17 protein-coding genes and 1 pseudogene are annotated in these 15,980 nt (G+C 61.9%); 1 reads left to right on the top strand and 17 read right to left on the bottom strand.

Translation table 11 applies throughout. The annotated features are described in order from the left end of the window. Positions 1 to 51 precede the first annotated feature (51 nt). From ureC to U367_RS0102300, 17 genes and pseudogenes are all read right to left on the bottom strand, one after another. Positions 52 to 1,752, bottom strand: coding sequence for an urease subunit alpha (gene ureC / locus U367_RS0102220; RefSeq protein ID WP_028615550.1), 1,701 nt, complete (start codon positions 1,750 to 1,752; stop codon positions 52 to 54). A gap of 113 nt (positions 1,753 to 1,865) precedes the next feature. After that, entirely contained in the window at positions 1,866 to 2,171 is a 306-nt protein-coding gene (locus U367_RS0102225) for an urease subunit beta (RefSeq protein ID WP_028615551.1), read from the bottom strand. Next, a complete protein-coding gene (locus tag U367_RS0102230) occupies positions 2,168 to 2,701 on the bottom strand; it encodes a GNAT family N-acetyltransferase (RefSeq protein WP_028615552.1) in 534 nt (177 codons plus the stop codon). Before U367_RS0102230 ends, U367_RS0102225 begins: the two co-directional genes overlap by 4 nt. Before the next feature lie 5 nt (positions 2,702 to 2,706). Then, entirely contained in the window at positions 2,707 to 3,219 is a 513-nt protein-coding gene (locus U367_RS0102235; protein WP_028615553.1) for a GNAT family N-acetyltransferase, read from the bottom strand. A gap of 9 nt (positions 3,220 to 3,228) precedes the next feature. Further along, positions 3,229 to 3,531 (bottom strand): urease subunit gamma, encoded by a 303-nt coding sequence (locus tag U367_RS0102240; RefSeq protein ID WP_010213535.1) that lies wholly within the window; start codon positions 3,529 to 3,531, stop codon positions 3,229 to 3,231. Between the two features lie 3 nt (positions 3,532 to 3,534). Further along, positions 3,535 to 4,374 carry an urease accessory protein UreD gene (locus tag U367_RS0102245; protein WP_028615554.1) on the bottom strand — a complete coding sequence of 280 codons (840 nt, stop codon included), beginning with the start codon at positions 4,372 to 4,374 and terminating at the stop codon, positions 3,535 to 3,537. Between the two features lie 31 nt (positions 4,375 to 4,405). Beyond that, positions 4,406 to 5,104: an urea ABC transporter ATP-binding subunit UrtE gene (urtE, locus tag U367_RS0102250; protein ID WP_028615555.1), complete on the bottom strand. Its 699-nt coding sequence runs from the start codon at positions 5,102 to 5,104 to the stop codon at positions 4,406 to 4,408. Positions 5,105 to 5,116: 12 nt separating this feature from the next. Further along, the gene (urtD, locus tag U367_RS0102255) at positions 5,117 to 5,950 is read right to left on the bottom strand and encodes an urea ABC transporter ATP-binding protein UrtD (RefSeq protein WP_161634118.1); all 834 of its coding nucleotides are present in this window, start codon (positions 5,948 to 5,950) and stop codon (positions 5,117 to 5,119) included. After that, on the bottom strand, positions 5,947 to 7,014 hold the full coding sequence (gene urtC / locus U367_RS0102260) for an urea ABC transporter permease subunit UrtC (RefSeq protein ID WP_028615557.1): 1,068 nt from the start codon (positions 7,012 to 7,014) through the stop codon (positions 5,947 to 5,949). Before urtC ends, urtD begins: the two co-directional genes overlap by 4 nt. Beyond that, positions 7,014 to 8,516, bottom strand: a complete 1,503-nt coding sequence (urtB, locus tag U367_RS0102265) for an urea ABC transporter permease subunit UrtB (RefSeq protein ID WP_028615558.1) — start codon at positions 8,514 to 8,516, stop codon at positions 7,014 to 7,016. The genes urtC and urtB overlap by 1 nt, the downstream gene beginning before the upstream one ends. A gap of 100 nt (positions 8,517 to 8,616) precedes the next feature. Continuing rightward, positions 8,617 to 9,882, bottom strand: coding sequence for an urea ABC transporter substrate-binding protein (gene urtA / locus U367_RS0102270; RefSeq protein ID WP_028615559.1), 1,266 nt, complete (start codon positions 9,880 to 9,882; stop codon positions 8,617 to 8,619). Between the two features lie 187 nt (positions 9,883 to 10,069). After that, positions 10,070 to 10,210 (bottom strand): annotated as a pseudogene (locus U367_RS1000000130640) (iron chelate uptake ABC transporter family permease subunit); the annotation flags it as partial. A 31-nt stretch (positions 10,211 to 10,241) separates the two neighbouring features. After that, a complete protein-coding gene (locus tag U367_RS0102280) occupies positions 10,242 to 11,624 on the bottom strand; it encodes a PepSY-associated TM helix domain-containing protein (protein WP_028615560.1) in 1,383 nt (460 codons plus the stop codon). A gap of 79 nt (positions 11,625 to 11,703) precedes the next feature. Beyond that, a complete protein-coding gene (locus tag U367_RS0102285) occupies positions 11,704 to 13,764 on the bottom strand; it encodes a TonB-dependent copper receptor (RefSeq protein ID WP_028615561.1) in 2,061 nt (686 codons plus the stop codon). Positions 13,765 to 13,857: 93 nt separating this feature from the next. Then, complete coding sequence (locus tag U367_RS0102290; protein ID WP_028615562.1) at positions 13,858 to 14,247, bottom strand: DUF2946 domain-containing protein; 390 nt, start codon at positions 14,245 to 14,247, stop codon at positions 13,858 to 13,860. Between the two features lie 11 nt (positions 14,248 to 14,258). Further along, the gene (locus tag U367_RS0102295) at positions 14,259 to 14,741 is read right to left on the bottom strand and encodes a copper chaperone PCu(A)C (RefSeq protein ID WP_028615563.1); all 483 of its coding nucleotides are present in this window, start codon (positions 14,739 to 14,741) and stop codon (positions 14,259 to 14,261) included. Positions 14,742 to 14,788: 47 nt separating this feature from the next. Further along, positions 14,789 to 15,184 carry a DUF2946 domain-containing protein gene (locus tag U367_RS0102300; RefSeq protein ID WP_028615564.1) on the bottom strand — a complete coding sequence of 132 codons (396 nt, stop codon included), beginning with the start codon at positions 15,182 to 15,184 and terminating at the stop codon, positions 14,789 to 14,791. Between the two features lie 523 nt (positions 15,185 to 15,707). Here U367_RS0102300 and U367_RS0102305 point away from each other — a divergent pair. Next, a complete protein-coding gene (locus U367_RS0102305; protein ID WP_028615565.1) occupies positions 15,708 to 15,941 on the top strand; it encodes a DUF6124 family protein in 234 nt (77 codons plus the stop codon). Positions 15,942 to 15,980 lie beyond the last annotated feature (39 nt).

Genomic DNA, 15,980 nt, shown 5'->3' on the forward strand with positions numbered 1-15,980 from the left:
GGTTGAGCGCAGGCACCGGGTATACCCGGTGCCTGCGCGCCAATAGAAGCATCAGAACAGGAAGTAACGTTGAGCCATCGGCAACACCTCGGCTGGCTCGCACCACAGTAAAACGCCGTCAGCCTTGACCTGATAGGTCTGTGGATCGACTTCGATATCCGGCAGGTAATCGTTGTGGATCAAGTCGGTTTTCTGCACGTTACGACAACCCTTGACCACAGCGATCTGCTTTTTCAAACCCAGGGCCTCGGGCAATCCGGCGTCCTGGGCGGCCTGGCTGATAAAGGTCAGGCTGGTGGCGTGCAGCGAGCTGCCGAAGCTGGCGAACATCGGGCGATAGTGCACCGGTTGCGGCGTCGGGATCGAGGCGTTGGCGTCGCCCATCAGGCTTGAGGCAATCGCGCCGCCCTTGAGGATCAGGGTCGGTTTGATGCCGAAAAACGCCGGGCGCCAGAGCACCAGGTCGGCCCATTTGCCGACTTCGATGGAGCCGACGATATGGCTGACCCCGTGGGTGATCGCCGGGTTGATGGTGTACTTGGCGATGTAGCGTTTGGCGCGGAAGTTGTCGTTGCCCGGGCCGTCACCTGGCAGCGGGCCGCGCTGCTTTTTCATCTTGTCGGCGGTCTGCCAGGTGCGCGTGATCACCTCGCCGACGCGGCCCATGGCCTGGCTGTCGGAGCTGATCATCGAGAACGCGCCGAGGTCGTGCAGGATGTCTTCGGCGGCGATGGTCTCGCGGCGGATGCGGCTTTCGGCGAAGGCCACGTCTTCGGCAATGCTCGGATCGAGGTGATGGCAGACCATCAGCATGTCGAGGTGTTCGTCGATGGTGTTGCGGGTGAACGGCCGCGTCGGGTTGGTCGAACTTGGCAGCACGTTGGCAAAACCGCAGGCCTTGATGATGTCCGGCGCGTGGCCGCCACCAGCCCCTTCGGTGTGATAGGTGTGGATGGTGCGGCCCTTGAGCGCGGCGAGGGTGGTTTCGACGAAGCCCGATTCGTTGAGGGTGTCGCTGTGGATCGCCACCTGTACGTCGTATTCATCGGCGACGCTCAGGCAGTTGTCGATACTCGCCGGGGTGGTGCCCCAATCTTCATGCAGCTTCAAGCCGATGGCGCCAGCCTTGACCTGCTCTATCAACGGCTCCGGCAGACTGGCGTTGCCTTTGCCGGTGAAGCCGATATTCATCGGGAACGAATCGCTGGCCTGGAGCATGCGTGCCAGGTGCCACGGGCCGGAGGTACAGGTGGTGGCGTTGGTGCCGGTCGCAGGTCCCGTACCGCCGCCGATCATGGTGGTGACGCCGCTGGTCAGCGCCTCTTCGATTTGCTGCGGGCAGATGAAGTGCACGTGGCTGTCGATGCCACCGGCGGTGAGGATCATGCCTTCGCCCGCGATCACTTCGGTGCTGGCGCCGATGGCCATGGTCACACCGGGCTGGATGTCCGGGTTGCCCGCTTTGCCGATGGCGTGGATGCGGCCGTTCTTCAGACCGACGTCGGCTTTGACGATGCCCCAGTGGTCGATGATCAGCGCATTGGTGATCAGCGTGTCGACCACGTCATGGGCGAGCAACTGGCTTTGGCCCTGGCCATCACGGATGACTTTACCGCCGCCGAATTTGACTTCTTCGCCGTAGACCGTGAAGTCCTGTTCGACCTCGACAAACAGTTCGGTGTCGGCCAGGCGGACCTTGTCACCGACGGTGGGGCCGTACATGTCGGCGTAGGCTTGGCGGCTGATTTTCATGTGGTTGCCCTGATAAATATGTGTTGAATGTGAATCCGCTTTCGCGAGCAAGCCCGCTCCCACATTTTGAAATGCATTCTAAGTGTGGGAGCGGGCTTGCTCGCGAAGAGGGCCTAAAGATCACCCATGACTCGACCTGCAAACCCAAATACCCGTCTCCCACCGCTCAAGTCGACCAACTCGATTTCACGACTCTGCCCCGGCTCAAACCGCACCGCCGTGCCCGCCGGAATATTCAGGCGCATGCCACGGCTTGCAGCGCGATCAAACGTCAGCGCGTCATTGGTCTCGAAAAAATGGTAATGCGAGCCCACCTGGATCGGCCGGTCGCCGCTGTTGGCCACGCTGAGGATGACAGTACGGCGGCCGACATTCAGTTCGATGTCGCCAGGCTGGATCTGATATTCACCAGGAATCATGCAGGTTGCCCCAGGGTCTTGAAGTAGATGGCGGTCGGGCTGTAGCGCCCGTCCGGGCTTTGGCAGTAGTCAGGCAATTCGCCGATCTTGGTGTAGCGCAGCGACTGGTAGAAGGCTTCGGCGGGTGAGCCGGCTTCGGTGTCCAGGTACAACAGGCCGCGCTTGTGCTGGCGGGCGGCGAGTTCCAGGGTGTTCATCAATTGCTGGCCGAGGCCATGGCGTCGTGCGCTGCTGTGCACCAGCAGCTTCTGCACTTCGGCGCGGTTGAGGCCGTTGGCTTTCTGGCACAGTGCTAACTGCACACTGGCGATCACTTGTTCATCACGCACCACCACCCATAGCAGCAGGCTGGCGTCTTCGATGCTGGCCTGCACGCTGCGCAGATACTCGCGGGCCTGGGCCTCGTCGAAGTCGGCCATGAAACCAACAGAGGCGCCATGCTTGACCGCGTCCAGCAACAGCTCGATCAAGCCCAGACGGTAATGGGCAAAACTTTCCGCATTGACTCGACGCAGTTGCGCGGCGTTCATCGACGTCACTCCTTGGGCGGTTCGGCGCCCGGGTTCAAGGTCAGTTGCATAAAGGTCAGGTCCAGCCAGCGGCCAAACTTGATGCCCACTTGGGGCATTTGCCCGGTGGTGATGAAGCCTTGGCGTTCATGCAAGCGGATCGAGGCCTGGTTGCCACTTTCGATGGCAGCGACCATGACGTGTTTGCCACAGCCACGTGCGCGTTCGATCAGGGCTTCCATCAGGCGTGGGCCCACGCCTTTGCCGCGCTGGTCGCTGCGCACGTACACCGAGTGCTCCACGCTGTAGCGGAAGCCTTCGAACGGGCGCCAATCGCCAAACGAGGCGTAGCCGGTGACTTCACCGTTTTCCACCGAGACGAGGATCGGATAGCCCTGGGCATGCCGGGCACTGAACCAGGCCTGGCGGTTGCCCAGGTCCACCGGTTGTTCGTTCCAGATCGCCGTGGTGTTCAGCACCGCGTCGTTGTAGATATCGCGGATCGCCGGCAAATCGTTTTGGGTTGCGTCACGAATCATTATCAGACCTCACGCAATCGGTTGGTGCACGGTGACCAGCTTGGTGCCGTCGGGGAAGGTGGCTTCCACCTGGATATCCGGGATCATTTCCGGGATTCCTTCCATCACTTGTTCGCGGCTGAGCAGGGTGGTGCCGAAGTGCATCAGGTCGGCCACGGTGCGGCCATCGCGAGCGCCTTCCATCAAGGCGGCGGAGATGTAGGCGATGGTTTCCGGGTAGTTGAGCTTCACCCCGCGTGCGAGGCGGCGTTCGGCCACAAGGCCTGCGGTGAAGATCAGCAGTTTGTCTTTTTCCCGTGGGGTCAGGTCCATGGTTCAAGTGCTCCAGATTCGGGGGGGGACGGCTTCACGGCCCAGTACTGCGGGGCGTAACAGGCGCCATAAATCGATCAGCCAAGCGCGAGCATGCAGCGCCTCGCTGGCCAGGCAGCGGGCGACCAGCAAGCCCGGCAATTGGGTCAGGTCGCCGCGCACCGCGTGGGGCAGGGCGCGGCAGGTTTCGAGTAATTCAGTGTCGATATCGCCCGTCAGCAGCAACGTGGCAAACACCGGTTGCCCGTCCAGGCCGATGGGCGAATCGAGCAAACCATCGGCGCCCACAATGCGCTGGCGCTCATGCCAGAGCAACTGGCCGTCACGGCGGATATCCAGGTGCGATTGAAAATGGCCCAGGTCGAAGCGCTCGCCGCTGGCGGGGCGACCTAGAGCGACCACGTCCCAGTAGAACAACCGTGCATCACCCTGCAGATCGATACGCGTAGTGAGTTCGGCCTGGGCCGCGCTGAACACGATGGTTTCCTGAGGCAGCCATTCCAGCGTGGCGCCGGCTTCTACTGTCAGGTCGAGCTGTTGAAAAGCCGGCCCGCTGGCGCGATACCACTTGGCGGCGCCGGGGCTGGTCAGTTGCGCCCAGGCACCGGCGCCGACGTGGGCGCTGATGTCCAGGCGATCACCGCCGGCAATGCCTCCGGGCGGGTGCACGATGATGTGCTGGCACACCTCGGGGCCTTCGGCGTACAGGTGTTTTTGCACGCGCAACGGGCCGAGGTGGCGACGCATCACCGGCCGCGTGGTGTCGCCGAAGCGCGCATAGCCGAGTTCCAGCTCGGCGTGCCAGCTGGGGGTGAACAGGGCAGGAGTAACGGGCAGGTTCATGGCAGAGTATTTATCGTTAGGAGGCTACAGATTAGATGGTTACCAAGCCGCGCACACCTTCGCTTTCCATATTTTCACCACGGCCCTGCTGCACGATTTCACCACGGGACATCACCAGGTATTGGTCGGCCAGCTCGGCGGCAAAGTCGTAAAACTGCTCTACCAGCAGGATCGCCATGTCGCCACGCTCCGCCAGCTTCTTGATCACCGCACCGATCTCCTTGATCACCGACGGCTGGATGCCTTCGGTGGGTTCATCGAGGATCAGCAGTCGCGGTCGACTGGCCAGCGCGCGGCCGATCGCAAGCTGTTGCTGCTGCCCGCCGGACAGGTCACCGCCACGCCGGTGCTTCATCTGCAGCAACACCGGGAACAGCTCGTAGATGAACTCGGGCACTTCCTTGGCTTGCGAACCGGGGAAGCGCGAGAGCCCCATCAGCAGGTTTTCTTCCACCGTCAGCCGCCCGAAAATCTCCCGGCCCTGTGGCACGTAGGCGATGCCGGCATGCACACGCTGGTGCGGCTTGAACCCGGTGATGGTTTTGCCTTCCCAATTCACTGCGCCTTCTTTGGCTGGAAGCAAACCCATCAGGCATTTGAGCAAGGTAGTCTTGCCCACGCCGTTACGTCCGAGCAGGCAGGTGACTTCGCCGATCTTCACGTCAAACGACAGCCCGCGCAGGATGTGGCTACCGCCGTAGTACTGGTGCAACTTGTCGACTTGCAGCATGTTCAGCTCTCCTCAGCGACCGAGATAGACTTCGATCACCCGCTCATTTTCCTGCACCTGTTCCAGCGACCCTTCGGCCAGCACGCTGCCCTGGTGCAACACGGTGACGTGGTCGGCAATCGCGCCGACAAACCCCATGTCGTGTTCCACCACCATCAGCGAGTGCTTGCCCGCCAGGCGCTTGAACAGCTCGGCGGTGAATTCGGTTTCGGCGTCGGTCATGCCCGCCACTGGTTCATCCAGCAGCAACAATTGCGGGTCCTGCATCAGCAGCATGCCGATTTCCAGGAACTGCTTCTGACCGTGGGACAGCAACCCGGCCTGACGCTCTGCTGAGGCGGTCAGGCGGATGGTGTCGAGCACTTCGTCGATACGGTCTTTCTGCTCGCCACTCAAGCGTGCGCGCAGGCTGGCCCACACGGACTTGTCGGTCTTCTGCGCCAGCTCCAGGTTCTCGAACACGCTCAGGGCTTCGAACACCGTGGGTTTCTGGAACTTGCGGCCGATGCCGGCCTGGGCGATCTGCACTTCGCTCAGGCGGGTCAGGTCCAGGTTTTCACCAAACCAGGCGGTGCCGTGGCTGGGCCGGGTCTTGCCGGTAATCACGTCCATCAGCGTGGTCTTGCCCGCGCCGTTGGGGCCGATGATGCAGCGCAGTTCACCGACGCCGATATAGAGGTTGAGGTTGTTGAGCGCCTTGAAGCCATCAAAGCTGACGCTGATATCTTCCAGGGTCAGGATGGTGCCATGGCGCGTGTTGAGGCCCTTGCCGGCCACTTGGCCGAGGCCGATGGCTTCGCGGCCGGCGCCTGCATCGAAAATAGGTTCAAGCATGACGTTCCTCATTTCTTCAGCAGGCCGATGACGCCCTTGGGCAGGTACAGGGTGACGATGATGAACAGCGCGCCGAGAAAGAACAGCCAGTATTCCGGAAAGGCCACGGTGAACCAGCTCTTCATGCCATTGACCACGCCAGCGCCGAGCAGCGGGCCGATCAAGGTCCCGCGCCCGCCAAGAGCAACCCACACGGCGGCTTCGATGGAGTTGGTCGGTGACATTTCGCTGGGGTTGATGATGCCCACCTGCGGCACGTACAACGCACCTGCCAAACCACATAGCACCGCGCTCAGTACCCACACGAACAGCTTGAAGCCGCGCGGATCGTAGCCGCAGAACATCAGGCGGTTTTCCGCATCACGCAGGGCGGTCAGCACTCGGCCGAACTTGCTGCGCGCCAGGCGCCAGCCGATGAACAGGCTCGCCATCAACAACAGCACCGTGGCCACAAACAACACCGCCCGTGTGCCTGGCTCGGTAATGCCGAAGCCGAGAATGCTGCGGAAATTGGTGAAGCCGTTATTGCCGCCAAAGCCGGTCTCGTTGCGAAAGAACAGCAGCATCCCGGCAAAGGTCAGGGCCTGGGTCATGATCGAGAAATACACGCCCTTGATACGCGAGCGGAAGGCAAAGAAGCCGAACACCAGCGCCAGCAAGCCTGGCGCCAACACCACCAGGCACAGCGCCCAGAGGAAGTGCTGGGTGCCGACCCAATACCAGGGCAATTCGGTCCACGACAGGAAGGTCATGAACGCCGGCAACTCATCGCCGGAGGCCTGGCGCATCAGGTACATGCCCATCGCGTAGCCACCGAGGGCGAAGAACAGGCCGTGGCCGAGGGACAACATCCCGGCGTAGCCCCACACCAGATCCAGCGCCAGGGCGACGATGGCGTAGCAGAGGATCTTGCCCACCAGGGTCAGGGTGTAGGCCGACACATGCAACGGGTTTTCCGGTGACAGCAGTGAACATAATGGCAACGCCAGCAGCAGCGCGAGAATCACCACGCCCACCGCAATCGTCACCTTAGGGCCAGCCTTTTGCGTGGCCGTCAGCATCAATGGTTGGTTCATCAGTCGATCACCCGTCCTTTCAGTGCGAAGAGTCCCTGCGGGCGTTTCTGGATAAACAGAATGATCAGCGCGAGGATCAGGATCTTGCCGAGTACGGCGCCGATCTGCGGTTCCAGGATCTTGTTGGCGATGCCTAGGCCAAAGGCGGCCATGACGCTACCGGCCAACTGGCCTACACCGCCAAGTACGACCACTAGGAAGGAATCGATGATGTAGCTCTGGCCCAGGTCCGGGCCGACGTTGCCGATCTGGCTCAGCGCCACGCCGCCCAACCCGGCGATACCTGAGCCCAGGCCAAACGCGAGCATGTCCACACGCCCGGTGGGCACGCCGCAGCAGGCCGCCATGTTGCGGTTCTGGGTGACGGCACGCACGTTGAGGCCCAAGCGGGTCTTGTTCAGCAGCAGCCAGGTCAGCACCACCACACACAGCGCGAAGGCGATGATCACGATGCGGTTGTACGGCAGCACCAGGTTGGGCAGCACTTGAATGCCACCGGACAACCACTCCGGGTTGGACACTTCGACGTTCTGCGCACCGAACAGCAATCGGACAAGCTGGATCAGCATCAGGCTGATGCCCCAGGTGGCGAGCAACGTTTCCAGTGGCCGACCGTAGAGGTGGCGAATCACCGTGCGCTCAAGGGCCATACCGATGGCGGCGGTGACAAAAAACGCCACGGGCAAGGCGATCAGCGGGTAGAACTCGATGGCTTGCGGCACGTAACGCTGCATCAGCAGTTGCACCACATACGTGGAGTAGGCGCCGAGCATCAGCATCTCGCCGTGGGCCATGTTGATCACGCCGAGAAGGCCGAAGGTGATTGCCAAACCCAGGGCTGCCAGCAGCAAAATCGAACCAAGGGACATACCGCTGAAGGCTTGCCCGAGGATTTCGCCGAGCATCAGCTTGCGTTTGACTTGGGCCAGGCTGGTTTCGGCGGCGGTGTGCACGGCTGCATCGGTCTCGACGCCGGGGGCGAGCAGCGCCTCAAGACGCGTGCGCGCCAGTGGATCACCGGTGCTGCCCAACAGGCGTACGGCGGCAAGACGAACGACGGGGTCGGGGTCGACCAGTTGCAGGTTGGCCAGGGCCAGACTGAGGGCGGTGTGCACGTCCTCGTTGGTCTCGGCGGCGACCTGCTGATCGAGGAATTTCAGTTGCGCCGGTTGTGCGCTTTTTTGCAGGGTCACCGCTGCGGCCAGGCGCACCTTGGGGTCGGCGGCGAGCAGTTGCTGGCTGGCTTGGACGTTGTCGATCAGGCTGCGCAGGCGGTTGTTCAGGCGCACGGTTTTGGTTTCACCGTTGAGCGTGAGTTGGCCTTGTTCAAGGGCGTCCACCAGCTCGATGCGTGCCGGGTCGGGCTGGGTGGCCCAGTCCTGGAGCAGCTTCGCTTGTTGGCTGGGGTTGGCAGCCAGGAAGTCTTCGGCATCGCTGGCGTGTGCCGCCAAGGGCAGCAACAGCAGGGCCATAAGGATGAAGCGGTAAAAGGCAGTGGGCATAACAAAATGTCCTGATCATTCACGGACGGTGTGGGAGCTGGCTTGCCAGCGATGGCGATTTCAAGGACGCCATCGCCGACAAGCCGGCTCCTACAGAGATTTAGTTGCTCTTGACGGCATAGTCCGGCTTCTTGTCATTGCCGGGGATGTACGGGCTCCACGGCTGCGCCCGGATCGGCTCCTGGGTCTGCCAGACCACCGAGAACTGCCCATCGGACTGGATCTCACCAATCATCACCGGCTTGTGCAGGTGGTGGTTGGTCTTGTCCATGGTCAGGGTGAAGCCCGAAGGCGCGGCGAACGTCTGCCCGGCCAGCGCTTCACGCACTTTGTCGACGTCGGTGGACTTGGCTTTTTCCGCCGCCTGCGCCCACATGTGGATGCCGACATAGGTTGCTTCCATCGGATCGTTGGTCACAGCTTTGTCGGCGCCTGGCAGGTTGTGTTTCTTCGCGTAGGCTTTCCAGTCGGCAACGAACTTCTTGTTCACCGGGTTCTCCACCGACTGGAAGTAGTTCCAGGCGGCGAGGTTGCCCACCAGCGGCTTGGTGTCGATGCCGCGCAGTTCTTCTTCACCTACGGAGAACGCTACCACCGGTACGTCGGTGGCTTTCAGGCCTTGGTTGGCCAGTTCTTTGTAGAACGGCACGTTGGAATCGCCGTTCACGGTGGAGATCACCGCGGTCTTGCCGCCCGCCGAGAACTTCTTGATATTGGCGACGATGGTCTGGTAATCGGCGTGGCCGAACGGGGTGTAGACCTCTTCGATATCTTTATCCGCTACGCCTTTGGCATGCAGGAACGAACGCAGGATCTTGTTGGTGGTGCGCGGGTACACGTAGTCGGTGCCCAGGAGGAAGAAGCGCTTGGCGCTGCCGCCTTCTTCGCTCATCAGGTATTCCACGGCCGGGATCGCCTGCTGGTTCGGCGCCGCACCGGTATAGAACACGTTTGGCGACATCTCTTCGCCTTCGTATTGCACCGGGTAGAACAGCAGGCCGTTGAGTTCTTCGAACACGGGCAACACGGATTTACGCGACACCGAGGTCCAGCAACCGAACACCACCGCGACTTTGTCCTGGGTCAGCAATTGCCGGCCCTTTTCCGCGAACAGCGGCCAGTTCGACGCCGGGTCGACCACCACCGGCTCAAGCATCTTGCCGTTCACACCGCCTTTGGCGTTGATCTCGTCGATGGTCATCAGCGCCATGTCTTTGAGCGAGGTTTCGGAGATCGCCATGGTGCCGGACAACGAGTGCAGGATGCCGACCTTGATGGTCTCGGCGGCCTGGATCGTCCAGGTCATGCCCATGGCGGCAATGGACGCCGAAAGAGTGAAAGCCTTGATCAAGCTGCGACGCTTCATGGTGCGATCTCCGTGAACTCAAAATTGTTATGAGGGGGACAAAGTCGAGGAGGTGATTGCAAGCGCTGTGCCTAGTCGGGAAAGGGCATGAAATAGTCGCTTTGCCGCGTGTTGCGCCCGGGTTGCGCACCATCAAATGGCAGGGCGGGGTGCCAGGTGCATCGCGATGCGCTACAACGGGGCGCAGTCAGCGCTTGGGCATCAGTCCGATGAAAAACACCCCGCCAATCGCCGCCGTGGCCACGCCGATGGGCAGGTGTTCAGGGGCGATCAGCGTGCGCGCAGCCACGTCCAGCCATACCAGGCACAGCCCGGACGCAAGGCTACAGAAGGCCTCTGTGTCGGGCATCTCGCCGGTTTCATGCTGAACCCGAGGCAGATTCACGTTGCGCAAAAAAGCGCGACAGCACCAGGCGATCCAGTGCCCACACTGCAATCAAGGACGCGCCAACAAGAGGAAAAATGATCGCCAGGGCGAGCATGATCACCATCGCGGTTTTCCACTTTGGCAGGTCATGACGCAGCGGCGGAACGCCCAGGCCGCCTTGAGGCCGACGCTTCCACCAGATGACCACGCCGCTGACGGCGCTGAGCAGGATCATCAGGCAGATCAACAGCACGATCAGTTGATTGACCCAACCGAACATCTTGCCTTCGTGCAGCATCACGCCGGTCTCGGTGGCTCGCGCGACCAGGTTGTAATGTTCCCAACGCACATCGGCCAGCACCTTGCCGGTGTATTGGTCCACGTGCAGGGTGGCGTCATTGCGTGGGTCGTTGGCGAACACTGCGACGGTGAATACGCCTTCGGCGGTGGTGGGGAAGGTGATGCTGTAGCCGGGCTCGACGTGGCGTGCGTTGGCCAAGTCGACCACTTGTTGCAAGCGCAAGGTGGGCGCCGCCGGAGCTGAATGCATAGCGCCGTGGTTCATGTGTTCGGCATGGTCGCCTGACACCGGCATCGGCGTGTTTTCGATGGCCCAGGGCACGGTCTGTTGGCTGGCCGTATTGAGCACGCGCGCCTGTTGGTCCGACTGCGGCACGTTGTTCCACATCGCCGCCGGGAAGGTGTTCCACAGGTCGGCATATTGCTTGCCCCAGAAGCCGGTCCAGGTCATGCCGCTCAGCAGCATCACCAGCAACAAGGACGCGCCCCAGAAACCGGTGACCGCATGCATATCGCGCCAAAGCACCCGGCCACGACTGTTGAAACGCGGCCACAGCACACCCGCCGAGGACTTGCCGCGTGGCCACCACAGGTACAGGCCCGACACCACCAGCATCACGCCCCAACCGGCGGCGAGTTCCACCAGGCGATCGCCGACGGTGCCGATCATCAGCTCGCCGTGCAGGGCGCGGGCGATGGCTTGCAGGTTGTATTTCGAGTCCTGCTCACCGAGGACCGTGCCGCGATAGGGGTCGACGAACACGGTTACTTCGCGGCCTCTGTCGTGCATCACGAATTGCGCGCTGCTGGTGCTGTCGGCAGGGGGCAGGTATTTGCTGATCGCGGCGTTGGGGTAGGCGGTTTTGGCGCGTTGCAGTTGCTCGTCGGCGCTCAGGGCGTGCTCGGCGGTTTGGACCTTGAGCAGGTCGCCGTACATCAGTGGGTCGAGTTGGGGTTTGAACAGGTAGATGATGCCGGTCAGGGCCAGTAGCACCATGAACGGGGCGACGAAGAGGCCGGCGTAGAAGTGCCAGCGCCAGGCGAGGTTGTAGAAGGAAATCTTTTGAGTGCTCATCAGGGGCTCCGCAAGGCTTTGAATTTTTTGTGTCAGGTAGGCCGTCATCGGGGGCAAGTCGCACCGCCCCCGATGCTTTTTAGAAGCTCATATCCACCTTGGTCCACAGGGTGCGACCAGGCTCCTTGATGGCCTGCGGGTCACTGGCCGGGTAGCCGAACCCGGCATTGCCGGCCAGGTTCAAGTGCTCGGCGTAGGCCTTGCCGAACAGGTTGTCGACGCCGGTACTGACCTTGAAGTGCTTGTTGATGCGATACGCCGCGTTCAGCGAGAACACGCCAAAGCCGCCGCTCTTGTCGAAGTCCTTGCCGACCACGTTGCCCTTGTTCTGGTCGATGCGGTTTTGTGCGGCGACCACACGCCACAGCGCGCCTGCGCTCCAGTCATCCTCGCTGTAGGTCAGGCCCAGGCGTGCGTCCAGCGGGGGCATTTGCGGCAGGGCTTTGCCGTCGCTGCTGTTCTTGCCCCAGGCGTAGGCGAGGGTGGCGTCGGCTTTCCAGTTGCTCGCCAGTTTGTACGCTGCGCCCAGTTCGCCGCCCATGATGCGGGCGTCGACGTTGCGGGCCTGGGAGGTGGTGCCCATCATTCCCGGTCGGTAGTCGAACAGGATGAAGTCCTGCACCCGACCGATGTAACCCGAAGCCCAGGCTTCCATGTCTTCGGCTTTGTACTGCGCGCCGAAATCGAGCTGGGTGGTTTTCTCCGGCTTCACACCGTCGAAGGCATTTACCGAGCCGGCGGCGCCGGTGTTGGGCGAAAACAGCTCCCAGTAGTCGGGGAAACGCTCCGAGTGTCCCAGGCCTGCATAGAGGGTGGTGGGGCTGTCGGCCAGGTCGTGTTCATAGCGCACGAAGCCCGAGGGCAAGATGTCCGCGCGGGTGTTGTCAGCCGTCGGATTGGGGCGCTTCATCATGCCGGAACCGGTGCTCTGCCGGAAATCCTTGGCCGAGGCGCGGTCCAGGCGCGCGCCAGTGATCAGCCGTTCGCGGTCGGCGGCGTACCAGGTCAGTTCGCCAAACACACCATAGTTGTGGAAGTTGGCGTCCTTGACCCGTGGCAGGTCCTTGTAGGTATCGATGCCCATGCTGCTGCGCTGGCGGTGTTCGTTGGTCTGCGCATCCAGGCCGCTGATCAACTGCACATCGGCCCAGCGCCAGGTGGCCTTGATGCGCGTGCCGAGGGTGCGCCGGTCGACGTTGGATGCCATCGGCCCGGCCATCATGCCGGTGCCCGAGGGCGTGCGCAGGCTGTAGTTGTCCATCACATGGTCGGCGTAGTTGTAGTAGACCTGGGCTTCGACCTTGTCGAGGACTTCGCCAATGTTGGATTTTTCGAAACGCAGCCCCAGGCTTTCGCGCAGGAACTGCGAACCATCCATGCCGCGCCCGGCGTAGCGTGCTTCGCCATCGCCACGGCCGGCAGTGAGTTCCAGCAGGGTGTCGGCGTCGGGGGTGAAACCGACGGCCACGTCGCCGTTCCATTTGTCGTAGCGCGAGGCGACGGTGTCGTTGTTGCCGTCCTTATAGTCATCAGCGTGGGCCTGGTTGCCGATCACCCGCACATAGCCCAGCGGACCCCCGGCGGCGGCATCAATCACTTTGTCGAAACGCCCGTTGGAACCGGCCAGCACGCTAGCGTTGAGCCGCGTACCCAGCTCTCCGAATTGCTCAGGCTCACGCTCGAACAGCACCGTGCCGGCCGACGCGCCAGGACCCCAGAGCACGGTCTGCGGGCCTTTGATTACGGTGAGTTTGTCGTAGGTTTCCGGTGAGATGTACGAGGTGGGCGCATCCATGCGGCCCGGGCAGGCGCCAAGCATCATGCTGCCATTGGTGAGGATATTCAGGCGCGAGCCGAACATGCCGCGCAGTACCGGGTCGCCATTGGTGCCGCCATTGCGCACCAGGGCGAAGCCGGGGATGGTCTTGAGATAATCGCCGCCATCGCTGGCGGGTACCGGTTGGCGCGGGTCTTTCGGGTTGGTGATCACGGTCAGTGGTGAGCTGGGGGCGATTGCGGTAATGACGGTGGGGCTCAATTCATTTTCGTCGGCGTGAGCCATCGGAGCCAGCAGTGCGCCGCACAGAGCGGCGAGCACGGGAGTACATCCCAAACGGGTGTCAGCAGAAAACCTGGACATGACAAATTCCATCAATCAATCGTAAACAACACGGCCAGCAGCCTGCGGCTGTCTGTCTAAAGTCGGCCGGGGTGAAGTAACGCTGTGAAGTGCTTACGAAGCGATGGGCGGCGCGCGGCTGCGGGCGCCGGGGAAAATGCTTTGCCGGGCATGGCCCAGGCGCGTGGCGGGGGTGAGGGCGTTGGCGGGCGGCGGACTGCTCTGGGTGAAGGTTGAAACGCCGCCGGGCAAGGCGGGGCAGCTGTAGAGCAGGTCGCAATAGCCGCACTTGGACCAGAGGGCGTGGTGTTCGTCAGGGGTTTTCTTGTGATGGGAGTCGCCGTGGTCCATCGGCATGTCCATCGACATACCGGCGTGATGGTCCATCGGCATCGCTTGGGAAATCAGCGGACCGATAAAGATCATCAGCATGGCGAACAGGCTGATCCAACCGCCGCGCCTTACGCGGGCGTGTGGGGAGAGCCTGGCGCGAGGGGCGCCCATTACGTGTCAGTCTATTGCGGGTGCTTGTGTGCGTGGCCGGCCATCGGCGGTACTTTCTGTACCGACACTTGCACCGCGACCTTGCCGGCTTTTTCGAAGGTCAGGGTCAGCGGGAATTGCTTGCCGTCGGCCAACAGGCCGCGGTCTTTGAGGCCGAGCAGCATCACGTGGTAGGCCATGGGCGCGAAGGTCAGGTCACCCTTGGCCGGTACGGCGACGCTGGGCACTTGCTGCATCTTCATCAGGTCGCCCTGCATGACGTGTTCATGCAGCTCGGCCTTTTCCGCCACTGGCGTTTCGACGCTGAGCAGGCGGTCCGGGGATTCGCCGGTGTTATGAATCACAAAATAGGCAGCGACAGTCGGCGCATTCGGCGGCAACTCCTGGGACCAGGGTTCGCTGACCACTAGGTCACCGGACTTGTAGTCCTCGGCATTGGCAGCACTGAACACCGGCAGCAGCAACGCAGCCAGAAGCAGGGAAGATTTGAGCATGGCAGTTCTCCAGAACGGTTCTAAACGCAGTTCACTTGCGAAGAAAATCAGACCGTTGGAGAGGCGCGGGGGTTGAGGCTTGGCCATTGCTGGCGCGGGGTCGGGCTTTGCAGCCGGGGCGACGGCAAGCTCTGGGAGGTACTGAATTGGGTGAGATACAACTGCGGCACATGCCCCGGCAACGCCACCAACGGCGCCGAGCCCGAGCAACACCAGCAATGCTGCATGGTGGAATGATCGTCCTGCTGCGGCGCCGGAATCTCCAGCTTGCCCAGGCCGATGGTCTTGAGCGTAGCGCCATTGGAGGAGCAGAAACTGCCCCACAGCAACTGCTGCACCGGGTCCTGGGACTGTTGCATCGCGCTGGCCATCGGCATGGCAAAGGCGTTGAACAGCACTGCGAGGCAGGCGATCCAGGCGATTGCAAAGCGTTGACGGGCCATGGCGGACAATCCGTAGGGTTAAACGATCAGGGGGGTATTTAGCCTGATCGTAGGAGATAAGTAAAAACAGGGCATGTGGTTTGGTGTCGCAGTGCCAGTGGTTGAGGATAGACGGGAACTGAGAGGTTGCCGATATCAAGGACAACGCGGTGCTAAATGTGGGAGCAAGCCCGCTCCCACATTTTGGATTGCGCTCGGCTCGGATATGGAGTCATTCGACAGAAATATCCGACAAGCCTTTAAGGTGCCCCTAGGAAACTCAACCCCTGGTCTCCGTACATCGCTGCAAACTCAGCGGTCGGGCGTCGCGGCCCGGATTTCTCCAGACGCCGAAGCGTCATTGTCTCCTTTCAGTTGGCGTTTTTTTATCATCTACTGTGCGGCGCTATGGCGGCTGTGCGCGGGATACCTTCGGGTATGCCGGTGTTCTGGAGAATCGGTCCGCGAACCTGCGTACAGCTGCCACCCCCATCGCGTCGCGGCGATCAGTGGCAGCTCCTTTTTACTTCTCCGGAGCTTCACCATGATCAAACCCACTCCCAATCCCCCCGTCCGTCTCTTTACCGTTACCGACGGCATCAGCACCGAAGACCTGCTGGTCAACCTCAGCGAAACCCTCGCTTCAGCCAATGCGCTCAGCTGCGATCTTGCGTTTAACCTGGAAGGCTCGAAACGAGAGGAATTGCTCGGCGTTGCGCAGTTGATCGAGTTGGCGCAGTTGCTGGCGGACCGTTTGCACGCCGCATCTGCACTGTAGGAGCCGGCTTGCCGGCGATGAGGCTCTTGAGACTTGCGG

It is taken from the genome of Pseudomonas canadensis (genome assembly GCF_000503215.1).
GTDB lineage: Bacteria > Pseudomonadota > Gammaproteobacteria > Pseudomonadales > Pseudomonadaceae > Aquipseudomonas > Aquipseudomonas canadensis.